Raw genomic sequence first — 24,453 nt, forward strand, 5'->3', positions numbered from 1 at the left:
CGCTCACACTCGAATCATTTTTATTCTTTTACTAACTCACAAGTCATCTTGCTAATGGGGGGGGAGTGAAAAGTTACGTTGAAAGACGCTCAAAATATGAAATTATTCAAGATATTGTTAATATATCTTCACGATGAACGATGAATTGTCAAAGCTCTTTTACATTTTAACAAGGCAGGAGTGTGTTAATATCCAGCCATTCTGAAAACAGGCTTTTTGGTTAATGCTAGTTGCTCTAGTAGTTTTGTCGCTAATGTTGGTGCATCATAGCCATTAATCTCAGCTTTAAAGCTTTCTGCCTTTGCTCGGTACTCAGATGAACTAAGAATTTTCATCACAGCATCCCGAATCTGCTTTGGTGTTGGCGTACTTGTTTTAAGGTCAATTCCGACACCTGCCCAATCCACCCTGGCACAAATTTCTGGCTTTTCTTCCGTTTGACCCGCTGTAACCATTGGCACACCAAAAGCTAAAGCACTCTGTACTCCATTAAATCCACCGTTTGTCACCATGACATCTACATAGGGCAGTAGATGAGCGTGGGGAATAAACCTTTCCAGCCTAACATTATCTGGGATTGGTAAATATTGCAGATGTTCGACGGGTTGTCCTCCTGTTGTTGCAACCACTAGTACATCCTCATTTGCAAGAGCTTTGATTGTTGGCACAATTAAATTTCCTACCTCAGTGGCAACTGTACCCTGGGTAACATGAATAACAGGTTTGTCGCATTTGAGTTCATCCCACCAAGTAGGAGGTTTAAAATCCGATAAGGTACTAGGTAAGGAACTTCCGATAAAATGAACTTGGGGCGGAAGATCGCTGCGAGGATACTCGAAAGATGGTGTCGTGCCTTGCAAATAGAGAAACGGCGACAAAGCAGCAGTGAAAAAATCCTGCTTCTGGCGCGGTAGCCCAACGCTAGCTCGAACTTTGTCAAGATGAACTGTCACATCACGCATCAAAATATTCTGCGATAACCAATTTAAACAAGCATTTCGCAATCGTCCTGTTGCTGAATTTCTTGGCTGCATTCCTAATCCAAACGGTGCTGTATCGCGGCTACTAAAAGGTAATGCTGACATTCCAAATGCTGCCCAAGGTAAGCCAGTTTTCTCATGCAGCCAAGACATGCCAAGGAAGAAGACATCACACAGTAGAATATCAGCCGGGAATTCGTGCAGAATTTCAGTTAAGTCCTGTAGTTGTGTAACTGCTGAATCAATAAAGCCGTGCTTGAGATAAAACTTAAACTGCGCTACTCCTTTCAAAGCATCTTTTTGCTCTAACCAAGACTTAGGAATAGTGTTGATGTCAGTGAAATCTATGCCTGTGCGAATTGGAACGTGATGTGCGCCTGTTGCTTCAATTTTTTCTTTAAATCCAGATCCTGTGTACCACCAGACTTCATGATTATGCTCTACTAGTTTGCGGGCAATAGGTAAAGCAGGATTTATATGTCCAGCAGCAGCAATTGTACCAATGAGAAAACGAGTCATATTAATTGGGATAGTTTTAACAGCCTTTCAGGCAAGGCAGAGGGCACGAGGCTTGTGGCAGAAGGAAAGAAAAAAGTTTTAAAGTTTGTTTTAGGCGATCGCCATCGGGAGGATGTCAAGCGCAACCAAGCTTTAAATTTCTAGCCTGCGCAGGCAGGCTTTGTCTGTTTAGCTGCACCCTTACAGGGTGTAGCAATCCGGACATGCTCCCATCGCCATCTTCGCTCTTAATTTCTCCTGCGCTTTAGGGGGAACTAACACGGGCGCAAGTTGAGAATACTCTGGTGTAATTGTCCAATGATACTGACGCAATAATAAAGCTAAGAAAATCTTGATTTCCATCAAAGCAAATTCTCGCCCGATGCAGATGTGGGCGCCGCCGCCAAAGCCAACCAGCGAAAAGGGTATTTTCTTATCTTCTTCGCGCCCTGGTGCAAAGCGCTCTGGATCGAATTGCTCTGGATTGGTATAAATTTCTGGTAGGCGATGGGTGAGGAATTGGGAAATAATGATTGACCAACCAGGCTCAATCCGATAGCCTGCATATTCAATCTCTTTAACTACACCGCGAACAATAATTGAGGTTGGTGGATAAAGCCTTTCTATTTCTTTGAGAAAATAAGTCATTTGGGTTAATTGTCTGAGGTGCCCAACGTTGAGTGACTCTTTACCTACAACTTGATTGAGTTCTTGCTGTAAGCGATCGCGCCACTCTGGTCGTGCTGCTAACTCAAACATCGCCCAAGATAATACACCCGCAGTTGTAAAATGCGATCCATTGACTAAATGAATCAGCTCATCCATGATTTGCTCTTCGGGTAAGGAATTTCCATCTTCGTCCACTGTTGCTAAAAACAATCCCAGTACATCTTGCGTAGCTTGCAATCCCTGCTGCCGCCTTTGTGCTATAATCTCCTGCAACTGATTTTTCAACTTTTGTCTAGCGATTTGTGATCGCCCATAGGTTGTGAATGGCACATTGAAGCGTAACAGTGCGATCGCTCCTTTAAGTAGTTCGTTGTAATATTTCCCAACTTCCTCAATCTCTTGCTGTGCCTGCACTCCCAAAAGTAACTGTATACCAACTAACAAAGTCGCCTTACGTAATTCATGGCTCAAGTTGATTTCACCCCGTGTTGCCCAATCCTTGAGTGATGCAGAGGCAATTGTTTCCATCGTCTGGAAATAACTGGTGAGCGCAGCACTGTGAAAAGCAGGTGTCATCAAACGGCGTGTGCGCATATGTTGTTGCCCATCTTGAATCATCATTGGACGACCAAATACGTGTTCCATAAAAAAACGCCAGCCTAAGTATGATGACAGGCAGTCTGCTTGTTCTTGAAGCACGAGGCGATTAGCTTCTGGTCCAATTAACACTGCGCACTTTTGCCCTATAATGCTGGTTTTAAATACTGGACCATAGCGATGCAAACCTTCTATCAGTCCGTACCCCTCAGTAGCAACAAACTGTAAGTCACTCAGAATAGGTACGCCAAAGCTACCCGGCATCTGCTGGGCTGATTTAAGTTGCTGCATAATTTGCGAATGAATTAAAAATTTATTTCATAACTATCAGCATGAAACACAGGGCTATTTTTTGTCAATACTGAATTAAAAATTTAGTTCAAAACCTAGTCAGAAAGATGAGAAGGCTGTAAAGTTTAAGTAGAAAGGCTTCTTCATGATTCTTCAAGCGCAAATCTATTTTGTACCGTCGTGGGTAGAACAGATACACAAAATTCATCAAAAGTCAATAGAGGAATGCGAGATGCGGAGGCAACAAAGCAACAAATTTTGGATGCCGCAGAGCTAGAATTTGCCAAAAACGGACTTTCAGGAGCGAGAACAGAGGCGATCGCCACTCGTGCTGGTGTAGCACCCAGAATGATTTACTACTACTTTCAGAGTAAGGAAGGACTATACCAAGCAGTGTTGCAGCGACCAGCAACAGAATTCCAACAGATGCTCGATCAGTTAAACTTAGAGCAGTTACCAGCACCAGAAGCGTTAAGAACATTTTTACGGACGATCATCGCCTACGAAATATCCCACCGCCACCGAGGGATGTTGTTATTTCACGAAGCTAATCAAAATCAAGGTAAGTATTTCCAGCTAACAAGTTGGCAACAACCAATAACATACTTAACCAAAATTTTGTCCAAGGGAATGCTTGAAGGAGTTTTCTGTCAGCAAGATCCATATATGACTACGCTTGCCATTGCTGGCGTGTGTGTTTTTTATGCCAACGCTCACGAAAACCTCAAACATCTCACCCCCGATGTAGATTTACTCAGTGAAGAAATGATTGAGCAATATACCCAAGCGGCAATCAAATTAGTTTTAGACGGTGTGCTTGAGAAATGAGTACCTGGGCAAGTAAAGGAAGGTGCTTCATGACGATTCCCTCTGGGTTACAAAATCTGATTCAAGAAGCTAATAAATCATTGTATCGTCATGCCCAGCATGACTTAAATCTAGGTTATCGCCATGCTATTTGGGCAGCCTTTGGTGATAATGGTCATTTAAGACGTACAGCACTAGCAGTATCTACAGTCCGTCACGTACTTCCTATTTGGAATCGAATATTCAAGAATGATGATAGACCGCAAAAAGTTCTTACCCTAGCGGAAAAAGTTATTTCTGGAGATGTTAGTAAAGCTTTTGCAGAAAAAGAAAGCCAAAAGTTGTGGCGAGAAATACAACAATTAGGTTATGACAATTCGAGTATGGCTTTTACTGTTGGATGTGCAGCAGTTGCAGCGCTTGATACTGCAATTTTTGATGAAAATTTTGACCCTGATGATATCGATTTTAATCTGACAGATAATCGAGATACAGCTATGTAATGATGCTGCTTTCTTTGCTGCTTGTGCCTATGCAGATGGTGCAGTGTGGGAGACTATTTCTGGAAAATCAGATTCGGCGAAACGTTTATAATTTTGGTCGTGGTGGTTAAATATTGCTGTGTTAACTGCATGGGAGGCTATAGAAAAAGATGAGAAGATAGATATTCCTTTGCGTAATGCGGGAGCGCCCTAATATATGAACGAAACCCATCAAAAATTACAGATGATTGATGAGTAGATTGAAGCACGAGTACAAGCAATTCGTGATGAGCATGATTGGTGGTTATGTCGGCGGGGCAGCGATCGCATCTACTACTCACAAACAATTTCAGTGCTTCAACCCATAGCTCAATTAACTTGACAAAGCCAAGATTCGTTTTCAATCCGCTCGGCAATAGGATGTTTAGTCGTCGAGCCAGACTCAGATGTATCACGATGCCATCCTTGCCAAATCTCCGCAGCAAGTCTAGAAAACTCACCCCGCACTTGGAACCAAGTAGGATTATCTTCTCTACTCCACAGGTTACATAGCAAATCTAAAACTTTCTCAGACGTGTTGTTACTCATTGGATTCAGTTTGTTTTTATTTGATTCAGTTAAGAGATCTTCTTCCTTGAATACTCTACTAAGTCCCTCCTTAGTGCTGAAGTTGCTCAGCTTCTTCGCGCACCTAGAAATATTGAACAGTGCATCACAAATCCGGCGGTTTAAGCCTAAGTATACAGACCCCTTAAGAGCCTTTAAAAAATACTCTAAAGCATTGGTAGCGTCATCTTGAATTAAGAGCAAATATTCTCCATCTAGCAAATAAATTTCTGAAAGAACAGCTTGGCAAAAATTATGACTGTGACCAGCTGTTAAATCAGTTTTAGCAAGTTTATCAGCCAACTTGGATGCCTGTCTTGGCAAATTACTATCTCCAAGTCTAACCCAGACTCGTCCTGCAAAAGCTAGCCATCGAGATGCTCGCTGAACTAAACCAATACGTAATGCGTAGTGGGCTGCTCTGAGAAAATTTTCTGCGGCTTCCAAAAGCGTACTTTTATCATCGCAAAGGTCTAACTCTATTCGTGCGACATTCCCATGAATTTCAGACAAAGCTAGATAAACGTCCCAACCTGGATCTTTATAGCAAGATCCAGGTTTAATTGCATCTCTAATTTTCTTTTTCCATGCTTCTAATCCAAGCCACTTGCTCCTTTTGCTTTCTGCAAATAAATCTGGCTCATGTCCGCAGGAAAGTTTGTACAAGTAGATTTCTGACTGAATTAATGCCTGGATGGGAACAAGCTCTTGTTTTACTTTCTGGTCTTCCTCAAAAACTTGGTTAATTTCTTGAATAAGCAGTTGTGCGTTACTGATGTTACCTTGGAAATTTGACAGTCTTAGCTCCAACCGTTTTGCCAGAAAATAGCAGCGGTAGAAGTTGAGTCGATATGAAAAGTAAATATTCTCCTTGGGAATTTTCTTCAATTCATTCCTGGCTGTATCAGCAATTTTCTTAATCTCAACAGACTGGCACTCCTTATCAAGGAACTGAAATTTTTGAAAAGCTCTCCTTGCTTTGGTTAATCGCTTCCTCAATTCAGAGAGAGCTTTGCATACTGAACCGTAGATTTCTATATCAAGTTCACCATTTGTGTCCCGATCTATTAGCCATTGCTTGGCGGCATAGAACATTGCTTGCAGCATAGTGATCATTGAGTCCCGATCTACCCAAATTCCTTGATACTGTTGCTTATTTCCCAGAATTACCGTTGTTTCAACTAAGGAATCAATACTGCTGTCTAGGGTTTTTGTTAATATGCTGACGTTAGCTATCTCCTCTGTCAAGCCCATATGTAGGCTACAAGCACCGATCGCATTCTCTACGATTGTGTTGCCAGAAGTGTATATCCATTCAATTAGCTCATTTGATTTGCCATCATAATTAAAGCTACAAGTTACTATCGCCATAATTACTGGAGTGAGCGAATCAAGAGACTTTGCTTCTAGTTGCATTGTTGAGCATGAACCCGGAGTATTCAGATCGCACTCTGCTTGATGACCTACCTGTACGAACCGTTGGTATAAATCGCTATACTCCTCTTCTGCATTGATATCTCGAGATAAAGTTTGGAATTCTAACTTTTGAACTCTAATACGAAGGTTAGCTGTATCTTTAGGCATTTGCTCTTTGATGACAATACTCAGGAAAAGCGCGATCGCCTCTTGCTGGGTGAAGCTCGTCTTGCCTCCGGCTTTAAGTCTTTCCCAGGTTTGCTGTAGTTTGTCAATTACTTCTAGTCTCAGTTTTAAACCCAGTGTTGGGTGAGATTCCCACAGATGATTAATCAGATATTCTAAGCAGTCATTCTCCTGATACCGCAGATGTTTTTGAAAAAGCTTTTTGCTGGCAATTTTGTTACTGGCGATCGCCAAGAACTCTTGGGTTGTGGGCAGTAAATCCTCAACATCTAAAAATTCAAGTAATGCCACTACTTGAGCAACTTGAAAAAATTTTTTTCGAGTTACTCTAATGATATTAGTGTTCTCTGGCAAAAAGCCAGCAGACTCTAGTAGTTCATCCACTCCAGTGTCTCTGAGCAACTCTCGTAGCTCGTCAGGATTAGATTCTATTGCTTGTGAGTTTTTTTCACCCTCTGTTTTTGATTTTCGCTTGGATGTTCTACTGCTTTGAAGACTCTTGCACAGTTCTATTAAGCCTTGACGGTCAACTGGCAACCGTTCTTTTTCCTTATTTAGGAAATCAATCACAACTGGTCGGCTAACACCCATCCCTTTTGAGAGTTCCACTTGCGTTGCTCCCATTTTGTCTAGGAAGAAGTAGAGCATCTCTCTTAGTGCTTCTTGGTTTCCAATACTTTCTTTGCTCATACTCTTGATTCTACCTGCTGCTTACATGTAAATGTAATTTACATTAAATACCAACTAAATCTAAATTTTGTAACTTTAAACACAAAAATGTTATTTTATTTGTTTATTTTAATTACATGTAATTTATTATTACCCTGTATTTTAAGTTAGCAAACTTTGAGAAATTATTTGATTATTTGTAACATAAAATACTGTTTTCTCAATTAAAACCTGTTTATTATTGACATGTAAATATATATTGACAAACAACAACTAAATTATGCTTCCCCAAGCAGTTGAGAATTTTCTCAACTACTGTGAAAAGAGGATAGCTAGGTTTCAAAAAGTCAATAACACCGGATTTATAGAAATTCGATGCTGCCTTAGTCAAGGTCAGTACAAAGTCGAGTGCCGTTGTGGGGATGTTCAAAATTTCCTGATTCCGCCAGAAGACCTAGCCGTCTGGAAAACGACTCCGCTGCCTAGACAGCGGGAAACCCTAGAAACCGTTGAACAAGTTTTAGCAAAACTTAATAGCGCATTATTTGAGACTTTTTGTCTACAGCAAGGTTATGCGACTATTGTAATATGGCATCGTGGATACGACAGCCAATACGGGTTTCAGTTTTCGCCATCAGTAGTTCATGGAATTAAACCTTGCTGATTAAAGAGCTGATGACTAAATCTCACAACCGTGTGAGAGTAATTCCAAATAATCTCATAAATCTCTGCTAACAGTTCATCGATGGGAATAACCACGACGGATGGAAGCTTCAGCTTCACACATCCGTTTTTTTGTCTTTAGCAACCAACAAAACAAATCAATTAATCACTTGATGAGGGAAAAAAGCCATGAAAACAAATCACTACAGCCGTCTATTCAAATGGACTGCTAAGTTCCTCAAATATTTCTTGCTAGGAATATTCGCAAGTGCGATCGCCTGCATTCTATTCATGGGTTTTGGGGCTGTAAATTTTGTCACAGCGCTGCTGCTATTTGCAGGAAATTGGTTTTATAAGTTGGGAATTATCCTGTTATGTTTGATGACAATAACAGTAATCTTAGAATCCCTTCGTTAAATGTGACTGCATTACAACACTAACCAAGTTTATTCTCCTACTAATGTCAGTGCTTGTTCATCACTTAATCGGAAAGATACATTCCACAGTCAATAAAATTAGTGGAGAGGCATTGATGACAGGAGGTATAGATTTATTAGGTAAGCCATCAAGCACGCTCTAACTCCCGTTTGAGATCGTCGAAATCTACGACAAAGACATCGACTTTTTCACGGGCAAGTGCTTCCATAAATTCCTTACGGTTTAATCCAGCAATTTGGGCAGCTCTACCTTGGGAAATTTCAGTGCGAGAATACCAATAGGTAGCAGCAGCGAGTCGGAGAGCTTGGGTAAATTCCTCTGGAGAAGAATAACGAGCCTTGAAGGCTTCTTCGGGTATATCTAAGGTAATTTTCATCTTTCGTTTTGGGTTGTTAGGTTTCAGTTTCTTTAAGTTGCTGTCGAATATCGTCTAACGGAGAAGAATACTCATCTGGGCAAAATTCTAATCGAATTCTCACTTTTCCTTTTTGCCAGTTTTTAGAACCGGGTTTAAGAATTTGGCATGATTGTCCTTTGCTCAACCACTTATGTTTGAGATCATCGTTTCCTGGCAATACTTGTGTCATCCTCGTCATGAATTCATCTACTTTAAATGTAGAGTGTGGCATCAAAATTTGAGCAGAAGTCACACTTACAACATCATCTTCGCTTAGGGGCGAGAATTCATTATCCATATCAATCTCCTGTAACTAAATTTATAGTTCCCAAGAAATAGCGGTTAATCTCAACCTCGCTTCTAGCCTGTGAACCAAAATGTGAGTAGGGAGCATGTCAGTTTTGCAATATGCCCGCCCACACCCTACAAGGGTGGGGCTAGTGAACCGAAGCCTGCCGTAGCTCCGGCTAGAAATTTCTAGCCGGAGCTACGGCAGGCTTTGTATGTATAGCTACACCCTTCTAGGGTGTCAGCGACAAAGATGACATGCTCCCTATGAGTACGCCTTGAACTGAAGTTCAAGGCTAATAGCTAAAGTCAGAAGACAGCTGACTGAAAGATTTATGTAGTCAGCTGTCTTCTGACTTGAGCTTTAAGCCAAGAAATTTATTTCTTAGACACTTGAGCGCCTAGCTCCAGAATTTATTTCTTGAAGATATTAAAAGAACCAGCCGTAGGAGTGTAAACCTTTACCTAATAAATTAACTCCCAAATAGCAAACCCAAACAACGACAAAGCCACTAGCAGCGAGAATTGCCGGACTACGCCCTTGCCAACGGCGAGTGATGCGGGCGTGGAGGTAAGCAGCAAACACTAACCAGGTGATTAATGCCCAAGTTTCTTTAGGATCCCAACTCCAGTAAGAACCCCATGCTTCGTTAGCCCAAACGGCACCAGCAATGATACCAATTGTTAGTAGTGGAAATCCGAGTCCGATGGTGCGATAGCTGATGTTATCTAAGGTTTCGGCAAGGCTGAGGCGTTGGGGAGAAAGGGAATCGGAATTTTGGAGCCAGCGCCGTGCGGGGGTTCCCCCCGTTGAGGCGTCTGGCGTGATTGTGGATTGCGGATTTTGGATTGGGGTGGTAGTTACTACATCCATAACGGCTGTTTTGCCGTTACCTTCGTTTTGCAAACGCAATACTCCGTTATTTTCCCCAACTGTTGAAAGCTGTGGAGTAACTAGTTCACCTGCTTTGTGTAGGCGGTAGCCGTTGCTACGGTAGCCACCAGTGCCAAGAGAACTTCCTTGTAGTTCAATATTTTGACCTTGAGTGACGACGAGGAAAGCGATCGCCAATAACGAACCTACCATTAAAGCGGAGTAACTCAACATCATCACGCTGACGTGCATCATCAACCAATTTGATTTGAGTGCAGGTACTAAAGGTTCTGCTACTTGCATTTGGGATGGTAGTGTGAGGGTGGCAAAAGCAGTAATACCCATTGCTACGGGTGCAGTTGCGACTCCCACTAAGCGACTACGGCTAGTATATTCGGCAATTAGATGAACAGCCGTAATTCCCCAAGTTAGGAAAAACAGGGATTCATACAAATTGCTGAGCGGAAAATAGCCAGCTTCTAACCATCTTGCACCAAGTAAGGTAGCGATGCACAAATTAGCGATCGCCATTAGAGTTGTTCCCACGGTGGTTAAAGGCAGATTGGGAAAAGCTGCCCCAATCCAATAAACCAGCATTGTGATGAATAAGACGGCAAAAGAGGTATTGTCCAGCCAGTTTTGCAGTACAACTAAATTCATAAAGTTGTCTCCTTAAAGAGTTGGCTAAAAATATTTTTTCTGATTGTTTCGATCCTATCTGTTTTCAGGTGTAGCGGTTATTAATTGTAGAGACGCCCCGGTGGGGCGTCTCCACGGTTATTGCGTTGGTATCGGGGTAGAAGTAAGGGGGGATGGATTGTCAGTTTTTTTCAGTGACAGAAAAATATTGTACAAAGTACTACGACTATCGTTGACAGATGTTGTTACACCAATTGAGCGCGTTGCTTCTAACAAAGGCTGTTGATTGGGCAAGATCAAAGGTAGGGGAAAATTCTTAATTGTACGCTCCACATCGAGGAAAAACTGCCCATTTGTAGGATTGAGTTCTCTAGGAACTGTTTGTTGGAAGTTAAAAGCACTAGCTAAAGTTGTGTTTGGGTTGGGGACAATTTTTGGAGCTATCGCACCCCCCACAGATAAGAATACTACATCATCATCTAACCAACCGTGAGTAGCCGTCAAAGTGCCAAAAGGAGCAATCCAGTTAACAACAGGTTTACCTGCCACTGTCGCCTGTTGGATTTTATACTGGTATTGATTCTTCATCACTTCATCCAATTGTTTGATTGATGCTTCTGCTGCTGAGCGATCGCTTACTTGGATCATAAACACGAAAGCAGCACGAAAATCTTGGGGTGAGCCATCTTGATTGTTAGTTGGAACTACTGACAAAGAATACTCGCCTTTCATCCAACTAAGTAAATCTTTTTCCAAATTAAATTCAGTTAAAGATTTCACACCACTGCGCAGTTGTTCTGGTGCTATTGGTGAAAGCGGATTTCCTTGAGCCGTAACAACGTAGTCTGCCCACAACCGTGTTAAATTCCCACCGGAAAGCATCATCAAAGTTTCCGATGGTAAGCGGTTTTGCATTCTTCCTGCTTTATTTTCCACCGCTAGCACCCGCTGACTGTTAGGATTTAGCCAAGAAACACCCTTTAAACGTATTCCTTGTGTTTCCAAGGTAACTGTTCCTGCCAAACCTTGGTTATTTTGCAGTTGAGCCAAAACTTGAGCTGGTAAACGACGCTCACCTGATGCTGCCGCTATTTTTGCTCCCAAGGGTACATTGATGTAAAACTGGGCAAAGGGCTGATATGTAGCTATTTTGGGAAAATTATCCGCAAAACCTGCTGTTGTTGCCAGAGTTGCTTGATTTTTATAGGCGTCAATTGTTCTTTCTGTTGTTTTGGGATTATCTGTGATGACTAAGAACTGTCTATCTAGTAGAGCTGCAGAGAATGTTTCTCCTGCTTGCCCCTGAGTTTCTTTAATGGCAATATTTTTATAGGTACGATCAACCCATTTCTCACCTTTAAGTGCTTTGGGTTGTGCCAAAATGGTTTTAGCTTTTTCCAGGTTTTTCACTGGTAGAACCATCACCAATGATTGATCGATAGTAGGATAGGTGGCGACTGGTTTGGACGCGGATTTACTTACTTGGGGCGCAAGAATTGCGATTGTGATCGCATCGCCAACCCAAGGACTAATATCTTTTTGGAAGTCATAACCATTGTTAGTGAGGAAGCGATCGCGTAACTGTACTAAATTTTTATCCAGTTCTGCTTGGGTTGCTTTTGTGCCAAACTCCCGCATTTTTTGCCATTGAGCAGCATCCGTGCTTAAAGAAACTGCAAACAAAGCATCTTGGGGAATGATATTTGCACCTACTGGCAAATCCCTGGGCATTGGTTTTCCCTGGGTTAATAGCCAGTATGTCGCTATGCCGCCACCAATCAGTAGCCCAGCAAACGATAGCGTTAGCACCAATGGCTTTTTTTTCTTATTCTTCACCGAAACAGTTTCGACGGGCGCTGTCATTAAAACCCATACCTCATCAAAAGCGAACTTGTTACTTCTTGCTCTGTAGGTTAAGTTAACAAAAAGGTTTCCATTTCTCTAGGGTGAACAACTAAATAAATTTACTTATTCTAGAGAAAAATTAGACAACGTACTATTAACCCCAGTCATCTGCATCGGTCCTAAATATTTTGTTAAGTAGGTCGAGAAAACTTCATAAATCAGAGTTAAAGGCTGCCCGTGATGCCAAAACAAGTAGTGACGACCCCAAAAAGGCCCTGTTTCGTTAAACCCCGATTCTAAAGCATCTGAGTAACCGTAGTAAATTCCTTGAACATCCCGATACAACTCAGTACGCAAACGGGCTAAACTCGCCCAAATCGGTAACGAACGATTTTGCAAATACTCATCTACGTGAGAAGCTTCCCACCAAGAAGTTGCATAAGCTAATCTTTGACCAGAGGCAGTACGTAGCCAAACCTGTCGTCGTAGCCTTGGTCCTGGTACAGCTTCGATCAAGTCAGGAGCGCCATCTAAGTCTATGCCAATCATGGACATATCGATGACATCAACCTCAGTAGGTTCTGCTGTAAGTAATTGTAAATGCCTTGTCGGGGAACCATCGCCTAACAGTAGTAATTGCCAAGCTGGCGCTAGTTGAGAGTGAGGCAATCCTTGTTGAATAACTTCCTCTCCACCTTGCCAAATTGGAGTCAGACGATGCCATCCAGTGGGCAATGTTAAGTTGTTTGTCGCAGTAAAAGTAGCAGCCAATTGTATGATACAAAACTTCACTATCTTCTATCAAAGCATAAATAGCAAAGTACTGGGTACTGATACCATTTCGTAATTCGTAATTCGTAATTATGAATTTAGGGTACGGCAATGCCGTACCCCTACGAGAAATGCGGATGGCGAGACTCGAACTCGCAAGGCAAAGCCACACGCACCTCAAGCGTGCGCGTATACCAATTCCGCCACATCCGCATGCTGATTCTAGATAACAAGTTTAGCATAACATAATAATTATGGTATGAAATAAATAAAATTTTTCATATTTGTAGGACTAAATCCAAAATTTGGGTAGTATTGTAACACATTAGCTATAAATGCATAAATAATCAGACTAAACTGCTATCAGAACAAAAACAGGTACGACCACAAGGAAAACAAAGTCTAATGGTATTGCATCTAGTAACTAGTACTTTGCACAAAGTCAATCTACCGGACTGATATCGAAGCTAAAAGATGAAGTTTGACAAAATATTAATTGCTAATCGGGGAGAAATTGCTCTTCGCATTCTCCGCGCCTGTGAAGAAATGGGAATTGCGACTGTTGCGGTACACTCCACAGTTGACCGTAATGCCCTCCACGTCCAACTTGCTGATGAAGCTGTTTGTATTGGCGAAGCAGCCAGCAGTAAAAGTTACTTAAATATTCCTAACATTATTGCCGCCGCCTTGATCCACAATGCCAGCGCCATTCATCCTGGATATGGCTTTTTGGCAGAAAATGCTCGGTTTGCCGAAATTTGTGCCGATCATCACATTGCATTTATTGGTCCATCTCCTGAAGCTATTCGCTTAATGGGAGATAAATCCACTGCCAAAGAAACTATGCAAAAAGCGGGAGTGCCGACGATACCAGGTAGTGAAGGGTTGATCAACTCTGAAGAAGAAGGATTGGTGATAGCAAGTAAAATCGGCTACCCAGTAATGATTAAAGCTACAGCAGGTGGTGGCGGCAGAGGAATGCGTCTAGTTCGTTCGGAGAGCGAATTCGTCAAATCTTATCAAGCTGCTTGTGGCGAAGCGGGAGCAGCGTTTGGTAATTCTGGTGTTTATCTAGAAAAATTTATCGAACGTCCCCGCCATATTGAATTCCAAATTTTGGCTGATAACTATGGCAACGTTATCCACTTGGGTGAACGAGATTGTTCAATTCAGCGTCGTAATCAAAAGCTGTTGGAAGAAGCCCCCAGCCCAGCTTTAGACCCAGAACTACGAGAGAAAATGGGACACGCGGCTGTTAAAGCTGCTCAGTTTATCAACTATAGTGGAGCAGGCACTATTGAATTTCTCCTCGACAAGTCTGGTAAATTCTATTTTATGGAAATGAATACCCGGATTCAAGTGGAGCATCCGGTGACTGAGATGATTACTGGGGTAGACTTGGTTGCACAACAAATTTTGATTGCCCAAGGGGAGAGACTAAAGCTTACTCAAGACCAAGTTGTTTTGCGGGGTCATGCAATTGAATGCCGCATTAACGCTGAGGATCCCGATCATGACTTTCGTCCCTCCGCCGGACGTATTAGTGGTTATCTTCCGCCTGGAGGTCCGGGTGTGAGAATTGATTCTCATGTTTACACCGACTACCAGATTCCTCCTTATTATGATTCACTTATTGGTAAGTTAATTGTTTGGGGATCGGATCGAGCCACGGCAATTAACCGGATGAAAAGAGCATTGCGGGAATGTGCTATTACCGGATTACCCACTACTATCGGATTTCATCAAAAAATTATGGAAAATCCTCAGTTTCTACAGGGTAATGTCTACACCAGTTTTGTACAAGATATGAAATCTTAGCTGAGCGAGTTTACTGTGCGTGAGCCATCATGGTTAGTAGTCCTTGCTGACCAAGCAGAATCTCCCGCAGTAAACTCAAGATTCCAATCCAAATAATTGGGGTAATGTCTACACCGCCAATTGGTGGTGCTATTTTGCGCAAAGGAATCAAAAACGGTTCTGTGGGCCAAGCGATCGCATTAAACGGAAAACGATTAGGATCTACTTGGGGATACCAGCTGAGAATGATCCGGAATATGAACAAAAAGATCATTATTCCTAAAACTGGACCGAGAATCCAAGTGGTAAGGTTAATACCTGTCATAGTATGAATTTTTGTAAAGCATATCTCTAATTTTAACCAATGTAGAGACGTTCCGCCGGAACGTCTCTACCAGGATTGTGAACAATGCACGTTTAAATTCAGTCGATGTCTAATGTAGATTTAATCCTCTAATAGTGTGACAGACGATTTAAAATTATGATTGAGAGTGTAAAAAAAGGTTTAGAACTATGACGCCTTCTTTAGCAAATTTCCTTTTGAGTCTAGTGGCAGGTGCAGTAATTGTTGTTATCCCCATTACAGTAGGGTTGATTTTTGTCAGCCAAAAAGATAAAATTCAACGTTCATAATACTGGCTTGGGGTTGGCTAGACTTCCACAACCGTTCCGCTGTCGGGTAGTTGTCTAATTGCAAGGTTAGCAAATAGCTGACACGTGAGTTTTTTTTAAACTTTGTGTGAACAGCTTCAAAGCAGTACTAAATGCTTTGAAGCTTTAATGTACATAGTAGTGATTTTACTTGTAAATCGCTAATATAGAACAGACTATTGGGAAAACAGCAATGGTAACTTTTGGGCTGAATTCAGCCAGTTTTCTGGCTCAGGTAAATTTCGGGACAAATCCAGCTAGTCTGCTGGGAATTTTCCTGGCTGTGGCTGGGCCCGCACTATATTTTATCCGCTTTATCCGTCCAGGGCTGGAACGAGATCAAGATATCTTTTTTGCAGCCATTGGTTTAGTGTGCGGCTTTATTCTGATCTTCCAGGGTTGGCGGCTAGATCCGATTCTACAATTTGGTCAGCTGCTGTTGATTGGTACAACGGTATTTTTTGCTTTTGAAAGTGTTCGCCTGCGCGGTATAGCCACCGAACAAGCTAAGCGCAACACCAAGATTGTAGATGACGATCGCAGGGTGAGCGATCGCTACTCTTACGACCGAGATAGTCGGTACGCTGAGGTAGATGCTGAGTTAGATCCACTACCTTATGAGTACGACGAAGAACGACCAGTGCGGGGCAGAATTCGCGGTAGCGCAGAAAGCCGTCCGAATCGTGATGATTATTATGAAGACGAAACCCCACGCCGTTCTGAACGTCGTAGTAACAGCGAGAGGATCGCACCAACCGACAAACCACGTCGTCGCAGTACCTCCGGCGGGCGAACCACAAATCGTAATGTAGAAAGGTTGGAAGAAGAAGATTGGGGTTCGGGTTCATCAAGGACAATTAATGATTGGGATAGCTCACAGGGCGATGAAAGAAGATCCTCTCGTCGTGGAACTAATAACTCCCCACGCGATCGCGAAGATGATGTTGCCCCAAGACCAAGAAAACGTCGTCCACCCACAGACTCAGTTAGTAGAGCCAGCGATCCCGACGATGCAATGCCAACTGAATATGTAGATTACAAACCACTTGATCGATTAGATGAAGATCCACCAGAACGTGGCAGCAGCGAATACTAACTAGCATTTCGTGCTATGCTATTACCCTCTGCCTTCTGCAATCAAGCTACCTTCTTCATGAGTCTGAGCTTGAGTATGGTGCTTGTATCTTGTAGCTACAGTGATATCCCTATGGGACCGACTTCACTCAACAGTCGCTATACCGAAGAGCAACCGTCGCTGAGTGGAAATGGTCGTTTTTTGTCATTTGTATCAACTCGTAATGGTAATCACCAATTGCTGCTGTATGACTTGCAGCAGCAACAATTTATTCTTACACCCGGCATAAACCGAGCAGATACCATAGCTGAGAGTCCTAGCCTGAGCTACACTGCACGTTATATTGCTTATATTACTAGCGATCAAGGTAGACCAGTGGTCGCACTTTATGATCGCGTTACACAACAGTCACAAATTCTCACCCCCATCTACCGTGGCTGGGTGAGAAATCCTCATATTAGTCCAGATGGGCGTTATATTGTATTTGAAACTACAGTCCGTGGTCAGTGGGATATAGAAGTACTAGATCGCGGACCAAATATTGAGTTAGATATTCCCAATGGTGCGCCTGTAAGTGCGCCTCCATAAAAAAAGTAATCTTATAGTTTATACTCATTTTTACCAATGACTGTAAGACGCTTTATATTCATACCTGTATTAGCTAGTTTTAGCTTGTTAAGTGGCTGTGCTGGCTACCCCCGCATATTGAATTTTCCTTTCGATCCAGGCGGACAAAGTCTCAATAGTACTGCTGCGGAATTAAACCCGCAAATTTCGGGGAGATACATTGTTTTTACAAGCGATCGCCGGGGTAGCCAAGATGTTTATCTATTTGATACGCTGACTCAGAATTTAGTTGATTTACCTGGATTGAATTCCTTTGATACGATCGCCACTCATCCATCTGTTTCTCAAAATGGTCGTTATATAGTGTTTGCTGCTAGTCGTCAGGGGCGAAGGGGAATTTTCTTTTACGATAGAGAAACACGCCAAGAGCGCAATTTAACACCCAACTTACTTTCAGAAGTGCGCAATCCTACAATTAGTGCTGATGGTAGTAAGATTGCTTTTGAATCTTCTGTGAGTGGACAGTGGGATATTTTAGTTTATGACCGTTCGGGAAAACAATTAAACATACCTCAAGATCCCCGCTAAGGAGAGTGTCTATTTTCTTGTTGGACGCTTTCAATGAGCGATCGCACTTCCTCAGTTCCTTGAGATGGCTCGAATGAGAGTGGAAACTTACCTTTGAGGAGCATTCTAAATCCTAAGGGTGCAATGCGCAGTAATCCTTTGAGGTCTTTAAAATAGTCACCAAGTACTTGTAAAACAAACTGTGGTTCATTAATCCAACCTCCTTGTTTAACCACTTCTACTAATCCTTTACGGTGGCGTAAAGGGACGCTATCTGGTACTTGTTTGTCAGCCAGAATTTCCTGTTTAATTTTTGTAATTTGATCTAGGGGAGCAACACCCATAGGACAAACCGAGTTGCAGTAAAAGCAGCGTGTGCAACCCCAGACGCCTGATGTATCTTCGTTGTAATTTTCTAGGCGGCTTTGAGATTGGGTATCGCGTCCATCTGCTAGGGTACGGTATGCTTTAGCGAGAGCATGAGGACCGACAAAGCTAGAGTTAACTTCACGAGCATTGCATTGTGAGTAACAAGCTCCACACATAATACAATTGCCAGTTTGATCGAGAAGCGATCGCTCTTGGGGTGTTTGCAAAAATTCGCGTTCTGGGACATTACGTCCTGCTGTACTGACATAAGGAGTAACCGCTTCTAGATTATTCCAGAAACTACTCATATCCACAACTAAATCCTTAATAACTGGCATATTGCCTAAAGGTGCCACCGTTATTTCTGGAATGCTGTTTGCTTTGTGGTGTGTTTGGTTTTGTGGTAATTTAGTTATTTCGCTGCCCACATTTTCTTTACAAGCTAAAGCTGAACGCCCATTGATTACCATTGCGCAGCTACCACAAATTGTGTTGCGACAATTTTTGCGAAAAGCCAGAGTCCCATCTTGCTCCCACTTAATCCGGTTAAGACAATCCAGGATTGTATTTCCCCCTTCAACGTCTAAAACGTAGGTTTGCACCACCGGGGAAGAGTTTTTTTGTTGCCTAATGATTTTAAAAAGAACTTCCATTACCACTTACCAAAGTCGAAAAATGTCTACACATGTATTGGGGTGCTCACGGACATGAGTTATACTCTGATTGCCCTACAGTTACTCCCTAGCTGTTAATATACTGCTTTTTATCAATCCACCACATATCTACACTGCGATCGCGCCTTTACTAAAAAAGTCCTCATGCCAAGCCTACAAGATAATTTTTTGGTTATATAGAATTGTTAAATCTTTGTCATAAACATCTTGACATATCAATTTATAAACTCAATAAATTTTTATAAAACCCTTACAGTAATACTCACCCTCAGGGTAGATATTTAGATCGAAGTGGACTAGCTAATTATAATTCTAAATTAAACAATAACTTTGCTATTATTAGTTCATGCTAGTATTTAATATAAAATTACGACGTAACAAACCAGTACAAATAAACGCGGTCTTCGCTTTACTCGTGCTGTCTTTGTTGCTTCGGAATAATATAGAGACGGAAAATTTCACGTCTCTATAGGCTTGCACAACCCCAATGAAATACTTTGCCGTCCTAAATTGGAGAGTAAGAGTAGGGAAAACCCTATAAATACGAACCAAAAAAGGCAAATGCACCAAAGTAGAAGCCGATGATTTCTTGGGGCTACTAATCCTCGCTAGTGGTAGAGCTAACTCAATTTGTAAAGGTAGCTTGAAATTACACAGCCATTTTCAGCGTCAAAAGAGAAAATAATTTCATTTTTGATGGTAAACGAGGGTTAAAAGTGCCGTAAAATTACCGAAATTAATACCTGTGAAAGTCAGAGACTATAATTTGTTGTGGATAACCATAACGGAGAAACTTAGTCTTGTCATGAGCAGGAACTCCGCTGCTAGCACGCGCTTTGTCATCCGTAGCTTTGTGCAAAGCTGAAGAAGCCAAATACTGGCATTTCGTGAAGATTACGTTGTTTATCAATTTGGAGAGAGTAAGGATATTTTGAGCGTAATGACTGAAACTGCAACCGCGCCATTAACTGGAAAAGCACTGCTTGCTAAAGTGAAAGAACTTTCTAATTTACCACGGAGAGAAAGAGCCAAGCAGTGTGGCTATTATACCGTTACCAAAAATAACCAGGTTCGTGTCAATCTCACCGATTTTTATGATGCTTTGCTCTCAGCGAGGGGAATTCCTCTGAGTCCAGAAGCACCCAAAGATGGGCGTGGGCGCGAACCTACCTATCGAGTAAGCGTTCATCAAAATGGTCAAATTGTAATTGGTGCTACATACACCAAAGCAATGGGCTTGAAGTCTGGTGATGAATTTGAAATTAAGTTGGGCTACAAGCACATCCACTTAATTCAAATCGATAGTGATAAGAAAATTCTGCCAGATCCAGACGCTGAAGCTGAGGATTTTGACGAAGATGAAGATTTTGATGAAGATGAAGATGAAGATGAGGATGAGGAGGAGTAAATTTTTTTGATGTCGGGGAAGTCTCAGGTATAAGCTCTTAACCTAGATAAAGGTAGTTAAGTTAGTTCGCTACTTGTCCCGAACATATTTGGCATGAGTTAGCTTGTGAAAAATACGATTAGATCTCTTGCATGAGTTACCATTTTTGGTAGAACCTTGATACACTCGCAAGATATTAACTTTTGCAAGAAGTCTGTCGTGTTTTTTTTACTTGTTTCTTTAGCATTGTTTGAGCCATTTGCCAACTTTTTACTGTCATTTGGCTCAGCGCCAGCACTGTTGGTGGTAATGGCTTTTTTTATTGCTTGGGTAGGGTGTTGGTTTCCAGTGGCTTTGGTGTTGGGTATTGCACTTAATTGGCAACCAAACCAGCCTTTATCCCCTAAAGATAAGTTACCTTTACTTATTTCTCTATATATATTAGCTCCCCTAATTGTTTGGGGGATTAGTTATCTAACTCAGACAAATTTCTCTAGTTACGGTTTAATTGGCAGTGTTTCAATCCTAAAATCTTTACTGCTAGGTTTCGGTTTGGCTGTTTTGAGCTTAGCTGTTGTGTTTGGTTTGCAGTTGTGGCTAGGTTGGTGCAATTTTCAAAATGTAGAGACGCGATTAATTGCTTCCTTATCACCAATTGTTGTGATAGCATTATTTGTGGGGGGCATAGAAGAGTTAGTTTTTCGTGGTTTCCTTTTTACTGAACTAAAAATAGATTACCCAGTTTGGGTAGCAGCAGTAGTTTCTAGCTTGATTTTTGCAGTTCTACATTTAGTCTGGGAACAGAAAGAAACCATACCACAATTGCCTGGGTTATGGTTAATGGGGATGGTATTGGTGTTAGCTTTTGTGGAAGATAGTGGTAGTATTGGTTTAGCTTGGGGACTGCACGCGGGATGGGTATGGGCGATCGCCACTTTAGACACAGCGCAACTAATTAATTACACTGGTAAAGTCCCTGATTGGGTGACGGGTAAGAATAACAAACCCCTCGCAGGTGTAGCAGGGGTTGTTTGTTTGTTGCTCACAGCAATAATTATCTGGTGTTCTAAGTATTTTTAACGCTGAGTTCTTTCTTGTTAAAATTTAAATATATAGATAAAAGTAAACAAGTATGATTAGAGTGAGTCCTTCAAAGTTTAGTTATAGTGTGCTAGTTGAACATGAGCATGATGGTAGATTTAGTGCCGTGGTGGTAGGCTTATCAGATTGTAAAAGTTTAGGGAACACTGAAAAAGAAGCTCTAGAAAACTTGCAGCAGCTTTTGCAAAAACGGTTACAAAATTCAAAAATAGTTACTTTAGAAATAAATTCTCCCCAAAATGACAATCCTTGGATGAAGATAGCTGGTATGTATAAAGATAATCCACTTTTTGACGAGGTACTGGCTGATATAGAAACAGAACGCTGTAAACTTGATGCAGAAATGGAGGAATACTATAGACAAACTGATGCAGAAGGCGAAGTAAAGTGACTGTTGTTTGGGTGTTAGATACGGATCATTTATCACTTTTTCAAAGAGAGTATCCAACTGTTAAACAGCGTATCAATCAAATTAATTTTGCAAATACAGCTATAACAGTTGTGACGTTGGAAGAGCAAATGAAAGGATGGCTGAATGTTATTAATAAATACAACAATCAACCATCCCAAGCTGAAAAAATGATACTAGCTTACAAAGGATTAAGAGATGGGGTGGAGTACCTCAACAAGCTCAGATTACTTGATTTTGACCTGCTAGCCTACAATTGTTACAGAGAATTAGTTAGTCGAAAAATTCGTATAGGTACGAGAGATTTACGTATTGCGGCGATTGTACTGTCCATAAATGGTATTTTGGTTACACGCAATCATAAGGATTTTGCCAAAATCCCTAATTTACAAATAGAAGATTGGACAATATTAAATTGAAGGATTTAAGTTTGTTACCAGAAATTCCTCAGATTTTAGATTTAGAGCAATTTTATCACAACGCGATCGCGTGAGTGAGTGAACTATGCCTCAGATCGCAATTGCGAAAAGCTTCCATGCCCGCCCTACACTTTCAGTGTAGGGCTAATAGCACAAGTCCATTAAAATGGACTAAAATTTTAGCAGTCCTCTGAGCTAGGGCTTAAACTATGAGCCATAGGTTTATAACTAAATGCTACTAAGAAATGTTTGTTTGTTGCTAACAGCGATAATTATCTAGTGTTCTAGGTATTTTTAAGAGATCTTGATTGGTTGACGATTTGCGCCTGTCATATCTTTAAGATCTACAATGGCATATTGACCAATAAATGCACCTCTGTTTAATCTTTCTATTTCCTCACGCCAAGAAAAACCTTTGTATTCTAAACCCCAGTCCATAATTGTACGATTTGCTTGAAATTGATCGTGTAGTTTTTGTGCTAATTCAACATACTTATTTTTGATTTCGTCACCACCTCTTTCAAATGCTCTCTCCATGATTGAAATTTTAATAGCTTGTATAAGTTTCTGATCGGGTATACCTTTGTAGGCAATAGTAATGACAAATTCTGGCATTGAGTATGCTATTGCTCCATAAGTAGACCATTGTGCCAAAGTTGCTAAGGCTTCACTTGGTTCAGTAATGTATTCAGGATCGGGTTCGGAAGTTTCAGTTTCATTAAGTATAAGCATTGAGTCTTCATCTAAAACTCCTCCCATTTTTGAAACAATTTTATGGGTATCATAGACAGCCCTCTCTGCCTGAATGCCATTTGGTATAAGTATGAATATTTGATATGATTCACTCATGATTTTGCCCTATAATCCAACACGAGGTTCAACATCTTTGTCTATTAACCATTTTATTAGTCTGGGGTCTACTGGCGGATTGGTGAAATGGAAGATAACTTTCTTAGCTTTTGTCGGCAGTTCATTTCCTTCATAATCCAAAAAGCGCCACGCAGGATTTGCACGTCGTTCGCGATATCTCTTTGTTTCAGTCATCTGTCTCAAATCTTCATCATCAAGCTTCCTTTTATTTGAATAATCTCCCCCTTTAACCTGAATAATTTCGTTTTCAGTTTCGATGTCTATCTCAGTTAGTTCTCCTGTTTGTTTACCTGTCCGAAGAATCGGCTTACCCATCGCTTCTATTGTCTCTCCTCTTTGAATTGCGTCTAAGGTGATTAAAGCTTCTTGAATTAACGATTTTTGCTTATTTGGATCTACATTAGGTAATTTCCTAAGTAAATCTGCTCCACCTGGCAGTTTTTGGATAATGGCAATCTCATCGTCAGAAAGTTCTGCAGCAGGTATAACCACTCGTGCTTTTGTTTCTTTTTTATCTTCAAGATCAATTTTGCCATCAATTGCTTGGTATTTGTTAGGTGTTTTAGGATAAAGTTTAGGACTAAGTGGTGATAATTTGAGTTTGTCAGGAAGATTTGCACCAGACTGTGAAATATGTGTAGCAAATGAAACAAACGCTTGTTTCTTTAGTAACAATATCTATTGTCTTCATTAGCTGTAGGATGATCTTTTCCCATTCGTAAAGCCCCTAGAAGAGTGGATACATAGACACAACGCTTTGTTTTCGCATTATTATGATCGCGAAGGGTAATTTTTCCCAAAGTCTTTTGTGCTGTTTGGGTACACTCATCTCCAACTTGGTAAACAGGGCAACCTTGGTAGTTAAACATCACTCGCCACGCTGGTATTGAAGTTTGTTTTGGTAAAGTTGTCTCGTCTTTACCTAAATTATTTTTTTGTTGATCGATGCGAATATTTTGTTCTAAGTTATGCCAGAGGCTATTGTTAGTTAGAACTGCACTGGGAATGAATGCTCCTGTTTGGGCTGGATGAGATGCCCATTGCACAACACCATTTTGTTCTTTGAAGCTAATTTGCCAAGTTAATTTTTGTTTTTTGGCTTGGCTTTGTGTCTGCTGCATGGCACGGTAAATTTGGTCTTGAGCAGTGTTGAGGCGCTCTCGATCTACGAAAGTCTGCCAACTTGGGAGTGCGATCGCACTTAATATACTAATAAAGACAATTACTACCAGTGACTCTAGTAGCGTGAACCCACTGCTGGAGTAATCATGAAAAGTATTTTTAGACATGAATGAGAAAAAGAAAAATGTACCAGTGGTATATATTTTCCTTTTCTGGTAGTTTTTAATACATCCGGATAGCTAATAAAAGTTACTGATGACTTAAAAGTAGCGCTAAAAACAGTGAATACAGTGTTCGAGTTACGTCAAGTTTATCGTAACGCGATCGCT

At 41.3% G+C, this 24,453-nt stretch carries 26 protein-coding genes and 1 tRNA gene; 13 read left to right on the plus strand and 14 right to left on the minus strand.

Features of this window, described 5'->3' with window-relative positions; all coding sequences use genetic code 11:
* Positions 1-185: 185 nt before the first annotated feature.
* Both ICL16_RS04725 and ICL16_RS04730 read right to left on the minus strand, forming a co-directional pair.
* Positions 186-1,499, minus strand: coding sequence for a glycosyltransferase (locus ICL16_RS04725; protein WP_190825729.1), 1,314 nt, complete (start codon positions 1,497-1,499; stop codon positions 186-188).
* 180 nt (positions 1,500-1,679) lie between these two features.
* On the minus strand, positions 1,680-3,035 hold the full coding sequence (locus ICL16_RS04730) for a cytochrome P450 (protein ID WP_190825730.1): 1,356 nt from the start codon (positions 3,033-3,035) through the stop codon (positions 1,680-1,682).
* Positions 3,036-3,215: 180 nt separating this feature from the next.
* Between ICL16_RS04730 and ICL16_RS04735 the strand changes: the two genes are divergently transcribed.
* Positions 3,216-3,863: a TetR/AcrR family transcriptional regulator gene (locus tag ICL16_RS04735; RefSeq protein ID WP_337906913.1), complete on the plus strand. Its 648-nt coding sequence runs from the start codon at positions 3,216-3,218 to the stop codon at positions 3,861-3,863.
* A gap of 29 nt (positions 3,864-3,892) precedes the next feature.
* Entirely contained in the window at positions 3,893-4,345 is a 453-nt protein-coding gene (locus tag ICL16_RS04740) for an Imm5 family immunity protein (protein ID WP_190825731.1), read from the plus strand.
* A 348-nt stretch (positions 4,346-4,693) separates the two neighbouring features.
* Here ICL16_RS04740 and ICL16_RS04745 read toward each other — a convergent pair whose 3' ends face one another.
* Positions 4,694-7,222, minus strand: coding sequence for a hypothetical protein (locus ICL16_RS04745; RefSeq protein WP_190825732.1), 2,529 nt, complete (start codon positions 7,220-7,222; stop codon positions 4,694-4,696).
* Positions 7,223-7,481: 259 nt separating this feature from the next.
* On the opposite strand from ICL16_RS04745, the gene ICL16_RS04750 reads away from it, so the two are divergent.
* Together ICL16_RS04750 and ICL16_RS04755 are read left to right on the plus strand one after the other, a co-directional pair.
* Positions 7,482-7,865 carry a hypothetical protein gene (locus ICL16_RS04750; protein ID WP_190825733.1) on the plus strand — a complete coding sequence of 128 codons (384 nt, stop codon included), beginning with the start codon at positions 7,482-7,484 and terminating at the stop codon, positions 7,863-7,865.
* Between the two features lie 188 nt (positions 7,866-8,053).
* Complete coding sequence (locus tag ICL16_RS04755; RefSeq protein ID WP_190825734.1) at positions 8,054-8,281, plus strand: hypothetical protein; 228 nt, start codon at positions 8,054-8,056, stop codon at positions 8,279-8,281.
* A 148-nt stretch (positions 8,282-8,429) separates the two neighbouring features.
* Here the strand turns inward: ICL16_RS04755 and ICL16_RS04760 are convergent, their stop codons facing one another.
* The 6 genes from ICL16_RS04760 to ICL16_RS04785 form a co-directional block, all read right to left on the minus strand.
* Positions 8,430-8,678, minus strand: coding sequence for a UPF0175 family protein (locus ICL16_RS04760; protein WP_190825735.1), 249 nt, complete (start codon positions 8,676-8,678; stop codon positions 8,430-8,432).
* A 16-nt stretch (positions 8,679-8,694) separates the two neighbouring features.
* Entirely contained in the window at positions 8,695-8,997 is a 303-nt protein-coding gene (locus ICL16_RS04765) for a KGK domain-containing protein (protein ID WP_190825736.1), read from the minus strand.
* Positions 8,998-9,417: 420 nt separating this feature from the next.
* Positions 9,418-10,521, minus strand: a complete 1,104-nt coding sequence (gene ccsB / locus ICL16_RS04770) for a c-type cytochrome biogenesis protein CcsB (RefSeq protein ID WP_190825737.1) — start codon at positions 10,519-10,521, stop codon at positions 9,418-9,420.
* A gap of 117 nt (positions 10,522-10,638) precedes the next feature.
* Complete coding sequence (locus tag ICL16_RS04775; RefSeq protein ID WP_190825738.1) at positions 10,639-12,363, minus strand: DUF3352 domain-containing protein; 1,725 nt, start codon at positions 12,361-12,363, stop codon at positions 10,639-10,641.
* Between the two features lie 105 nt (positions 12,364-12,468).
* Positions 12,469-13,116, minus strand: coding sequence for a chorismate lyase (locus tag ICL16_RS04780; RefSeq protein ID WP_190825739.1), 648 nt, complete (start codon positions 13,114-13,116; stop codon positions 12,469-12,471).
* 132 nt (positions 13,117-13,248) lie between these two features.
* Positions 13,249-13,329, minus strand: a tRNA-Leu gene (locus ICL16_RS04785).
* A gap of 261 nt (positions 13,330-13,590) precedes the next feature.
* Here ICL16_RS04785 and accC point away from each other — a divergent pair.
* The gene (accC, locus tag ICL16_RS04790; RefSeq protein WP_190825740.1) at positions 13,591-14,934 is read left to right on the plus strand and encodes an acetyl-CoA carboxylase biotin carboxylase subunit; all 1,344 of its coding nucleotides are present in this window, start codon (positions 13,591-13,593) and stop codon (positions 14,932-14,934) included.
* 10 nt (positions 14,935-14,944) lie between these two features.
* On the opposite strand, the gene ICL16_RS04795 is transcribed toward accC, so the two are convergent.
* Positions 14,945-15,238 (minus strand): YggT family protein, encoded by a 294-nt coding sequence (locus ICL16_RS04795; protein ID WP_190825741.1) that lies wholly within the window; start codon positions 15,236-15,238, stop codon positions 14,945-14,947.
* A 188-nt stretch (positions 15,239-15,426) separates the two neighbouring features.
* On the opposite strand from ICL16_RS04795, the gene psbX reads away from it, so the two are divergent.
* From psbX to ICL16_RS04815, 4 genes are all read left to right on the plus strand, one after another.
* Positions 15,427-15,546 carry a photosystem II reaction center X protein gene (psbX, locus tag ICL16_RS04800; RefSeq protein ID WP_190825742.1) on the plus strand — a complete coding sequence of 40 codons (120 nt, stop codon included), beginning with the start codon at positions 15,427-15,429 and terminating at the stop codon, positions 15,544-15,546.
* Positions 15,547-15,757: 211 nt separating this feature from the next.
* Positions 15,758-16,660 (plus strand): Ycf66 family protein, encoded by a 903-nt coding sequence (locus tag ICL16_RS04805; RefSeq protein WP_190825743.1) that lies wholly within the window; start codon positions 15,758-15,760, stop codon positions 16,658-16,660.
* Between the two features lie 57 nt (positions 16,661-16,717).
* Complete coding sequence (locus ICL16_RS04810; RefSeq protein WP_238360611.1) at positions 16,718-17,227, plus strand: TolB family protein; 510 nt, start codon at positions 16,718-16,720, stop codon at positions 17,225-17,227.
* Between the two features lie 36 nt (positions 17,228-17,263).
* On the plus strand, positions 17,264-17,794 hold the full coding sequence (locus ICL16_RS04815) for a TolB family protein (RefSeq protein ID WP_190825745.1): 531 nt from the start codon (positions 17,264-17,266) through the stop codon (positions 17,792-17,794).
* Here the strand turns inward: ICL16_RS04815 and ICL16_RS04820 are convergent.
* Complete coding sequence (locus tag ICL16_RS04820; RefSeq protein WP_190825746.1) at positions 17,791-18,795, minus strand: succinate dehydrogenase/fumarate reductase iron-sulfur subunit; 1,005 nt, start codon at positions 18,793-18,795, stop codon at positions 17,791-17,793. The genes ICL16_RS04815 and ICL16_RS04820 overlap by 4 nt on opposite strands.
* A gap of 961 nt (positions 18,796-19,756) precedes the next feature.
* On the opposite strand from ICL16_RS04820, the gene ICL16_RS04825 reads away from it, so the two are divergent.
* The 4 genes from ICL16_RS04825 to ICL16_RS04840 all read left to right on the plus strand — a co-directional run bounded on the left by ICL16_RS04825 (position 19,757) and on the right by ICL16_RS04840 (position 22,132).
* Positions 19,757-20,224: an AbrB family transcriptional regulator gene (locus tag ICL16_RS04825; RefSeq protein WP_190825747.1), complete on the plus strand. Its 468-nt coding sequence runs from the start codon at positions 19,757-19,759 to the stop codon at positions 20,222-20,224.
* Between the two features lie 198 nt (positions 20,225-20,422).
* Positions 20,423-21,283, plus strand: a complete 861-nt coding sequence (locus ICL16_RS04830) for a CPBP family intramembrane glutamic endopeptidase (RefSeq protein WP_337906914.1) — start codon at positions 20,423-20,425, stop codon at positions 21,281-21,283.
* Positions 21,284-21,335: 52 nt separating this feature from the next.
* Positions 21,336-21,695 carry a type II toxin-antitoxin system HicB family antitoxin gene (locus ICL16_RS04835; protein ID WP_190825748.1) on the plus strand — a complete coding sequence of 120 codons (360 nt, stop codon included), beginning with the start codon at positions 21,336-21,338 and terminating at the stop codon, positions 21,693-21,695.
* Entirely contained in the window at positions 21,692-22,132 is a 441-nt protein-coding gene (locus ICL16_RS04840; protein ID WP_190825749.1) for a type II toxin-antitoxin system VapC family toxin, read from the plus strand. The genes ICL16_RS04835 and ICL16_RS04840 overlap by 4 nt, the downstream gene beginning before the upstream one ends.
* Positions 22,133-22,426: 294 nt before the next feature.
* On the opposite strand, the gene ICL16_RS04845 is transcribed toward ICL16_RS04840, so the two are convergent.
* From ICL16_RS04845 to ICL16_RS04855, 3 genes are read right to left on the minus strand one after another with little or no spacing between them, the layout of a single operon-like run.
* Positions 22,427-22,981, minus strand: coding sequence for a hypothetical protein (locus tag ICL16_RS04845; protein ID WP_190825750.1), 555 nt, complete (start codon positions 22,979-22,981; stop codon positions 22,427-22,429).
* A 9-nt stretch (positions 22,982-22,990) separates the two neighbouring features.
* Positions 22,991-23,677, minus strand: a complete 687-nt coding sequence (locus ICL16_RS04850) for a hypothetical protein (protein WP_190825751.1) — start codon at positions 23,675-23,677, stop codon at positions 22,991-22,993.
* Positions 23,668-24,291, minus strand: coding sequence for a pilus assembly FimT family protein (locus ICL16_RS04855; protein ID WP_190825752.1), 624 nt, complete (start codon positions 24,289-24,291; stop codon positions 23,668-23,670). The genes ICL16_RS04850 and ICL16_RS04855 overlap by 10 nt, the downstream gene beginning before the upstream one ends.
* Between the last annotated feature and the right edge of the window lie 162 nt (positions 24,292-24,453).

It is taken from the genome of Iningainema tapete BLCC-T55 (genome assembly GCF_014698965.1).
Lineage (GTDB): Bacteria > Cyanobacteriota > Cyanobacteriia > Cyanobacteriales > Nostocaceae > Iningainema > Iningainema tapete.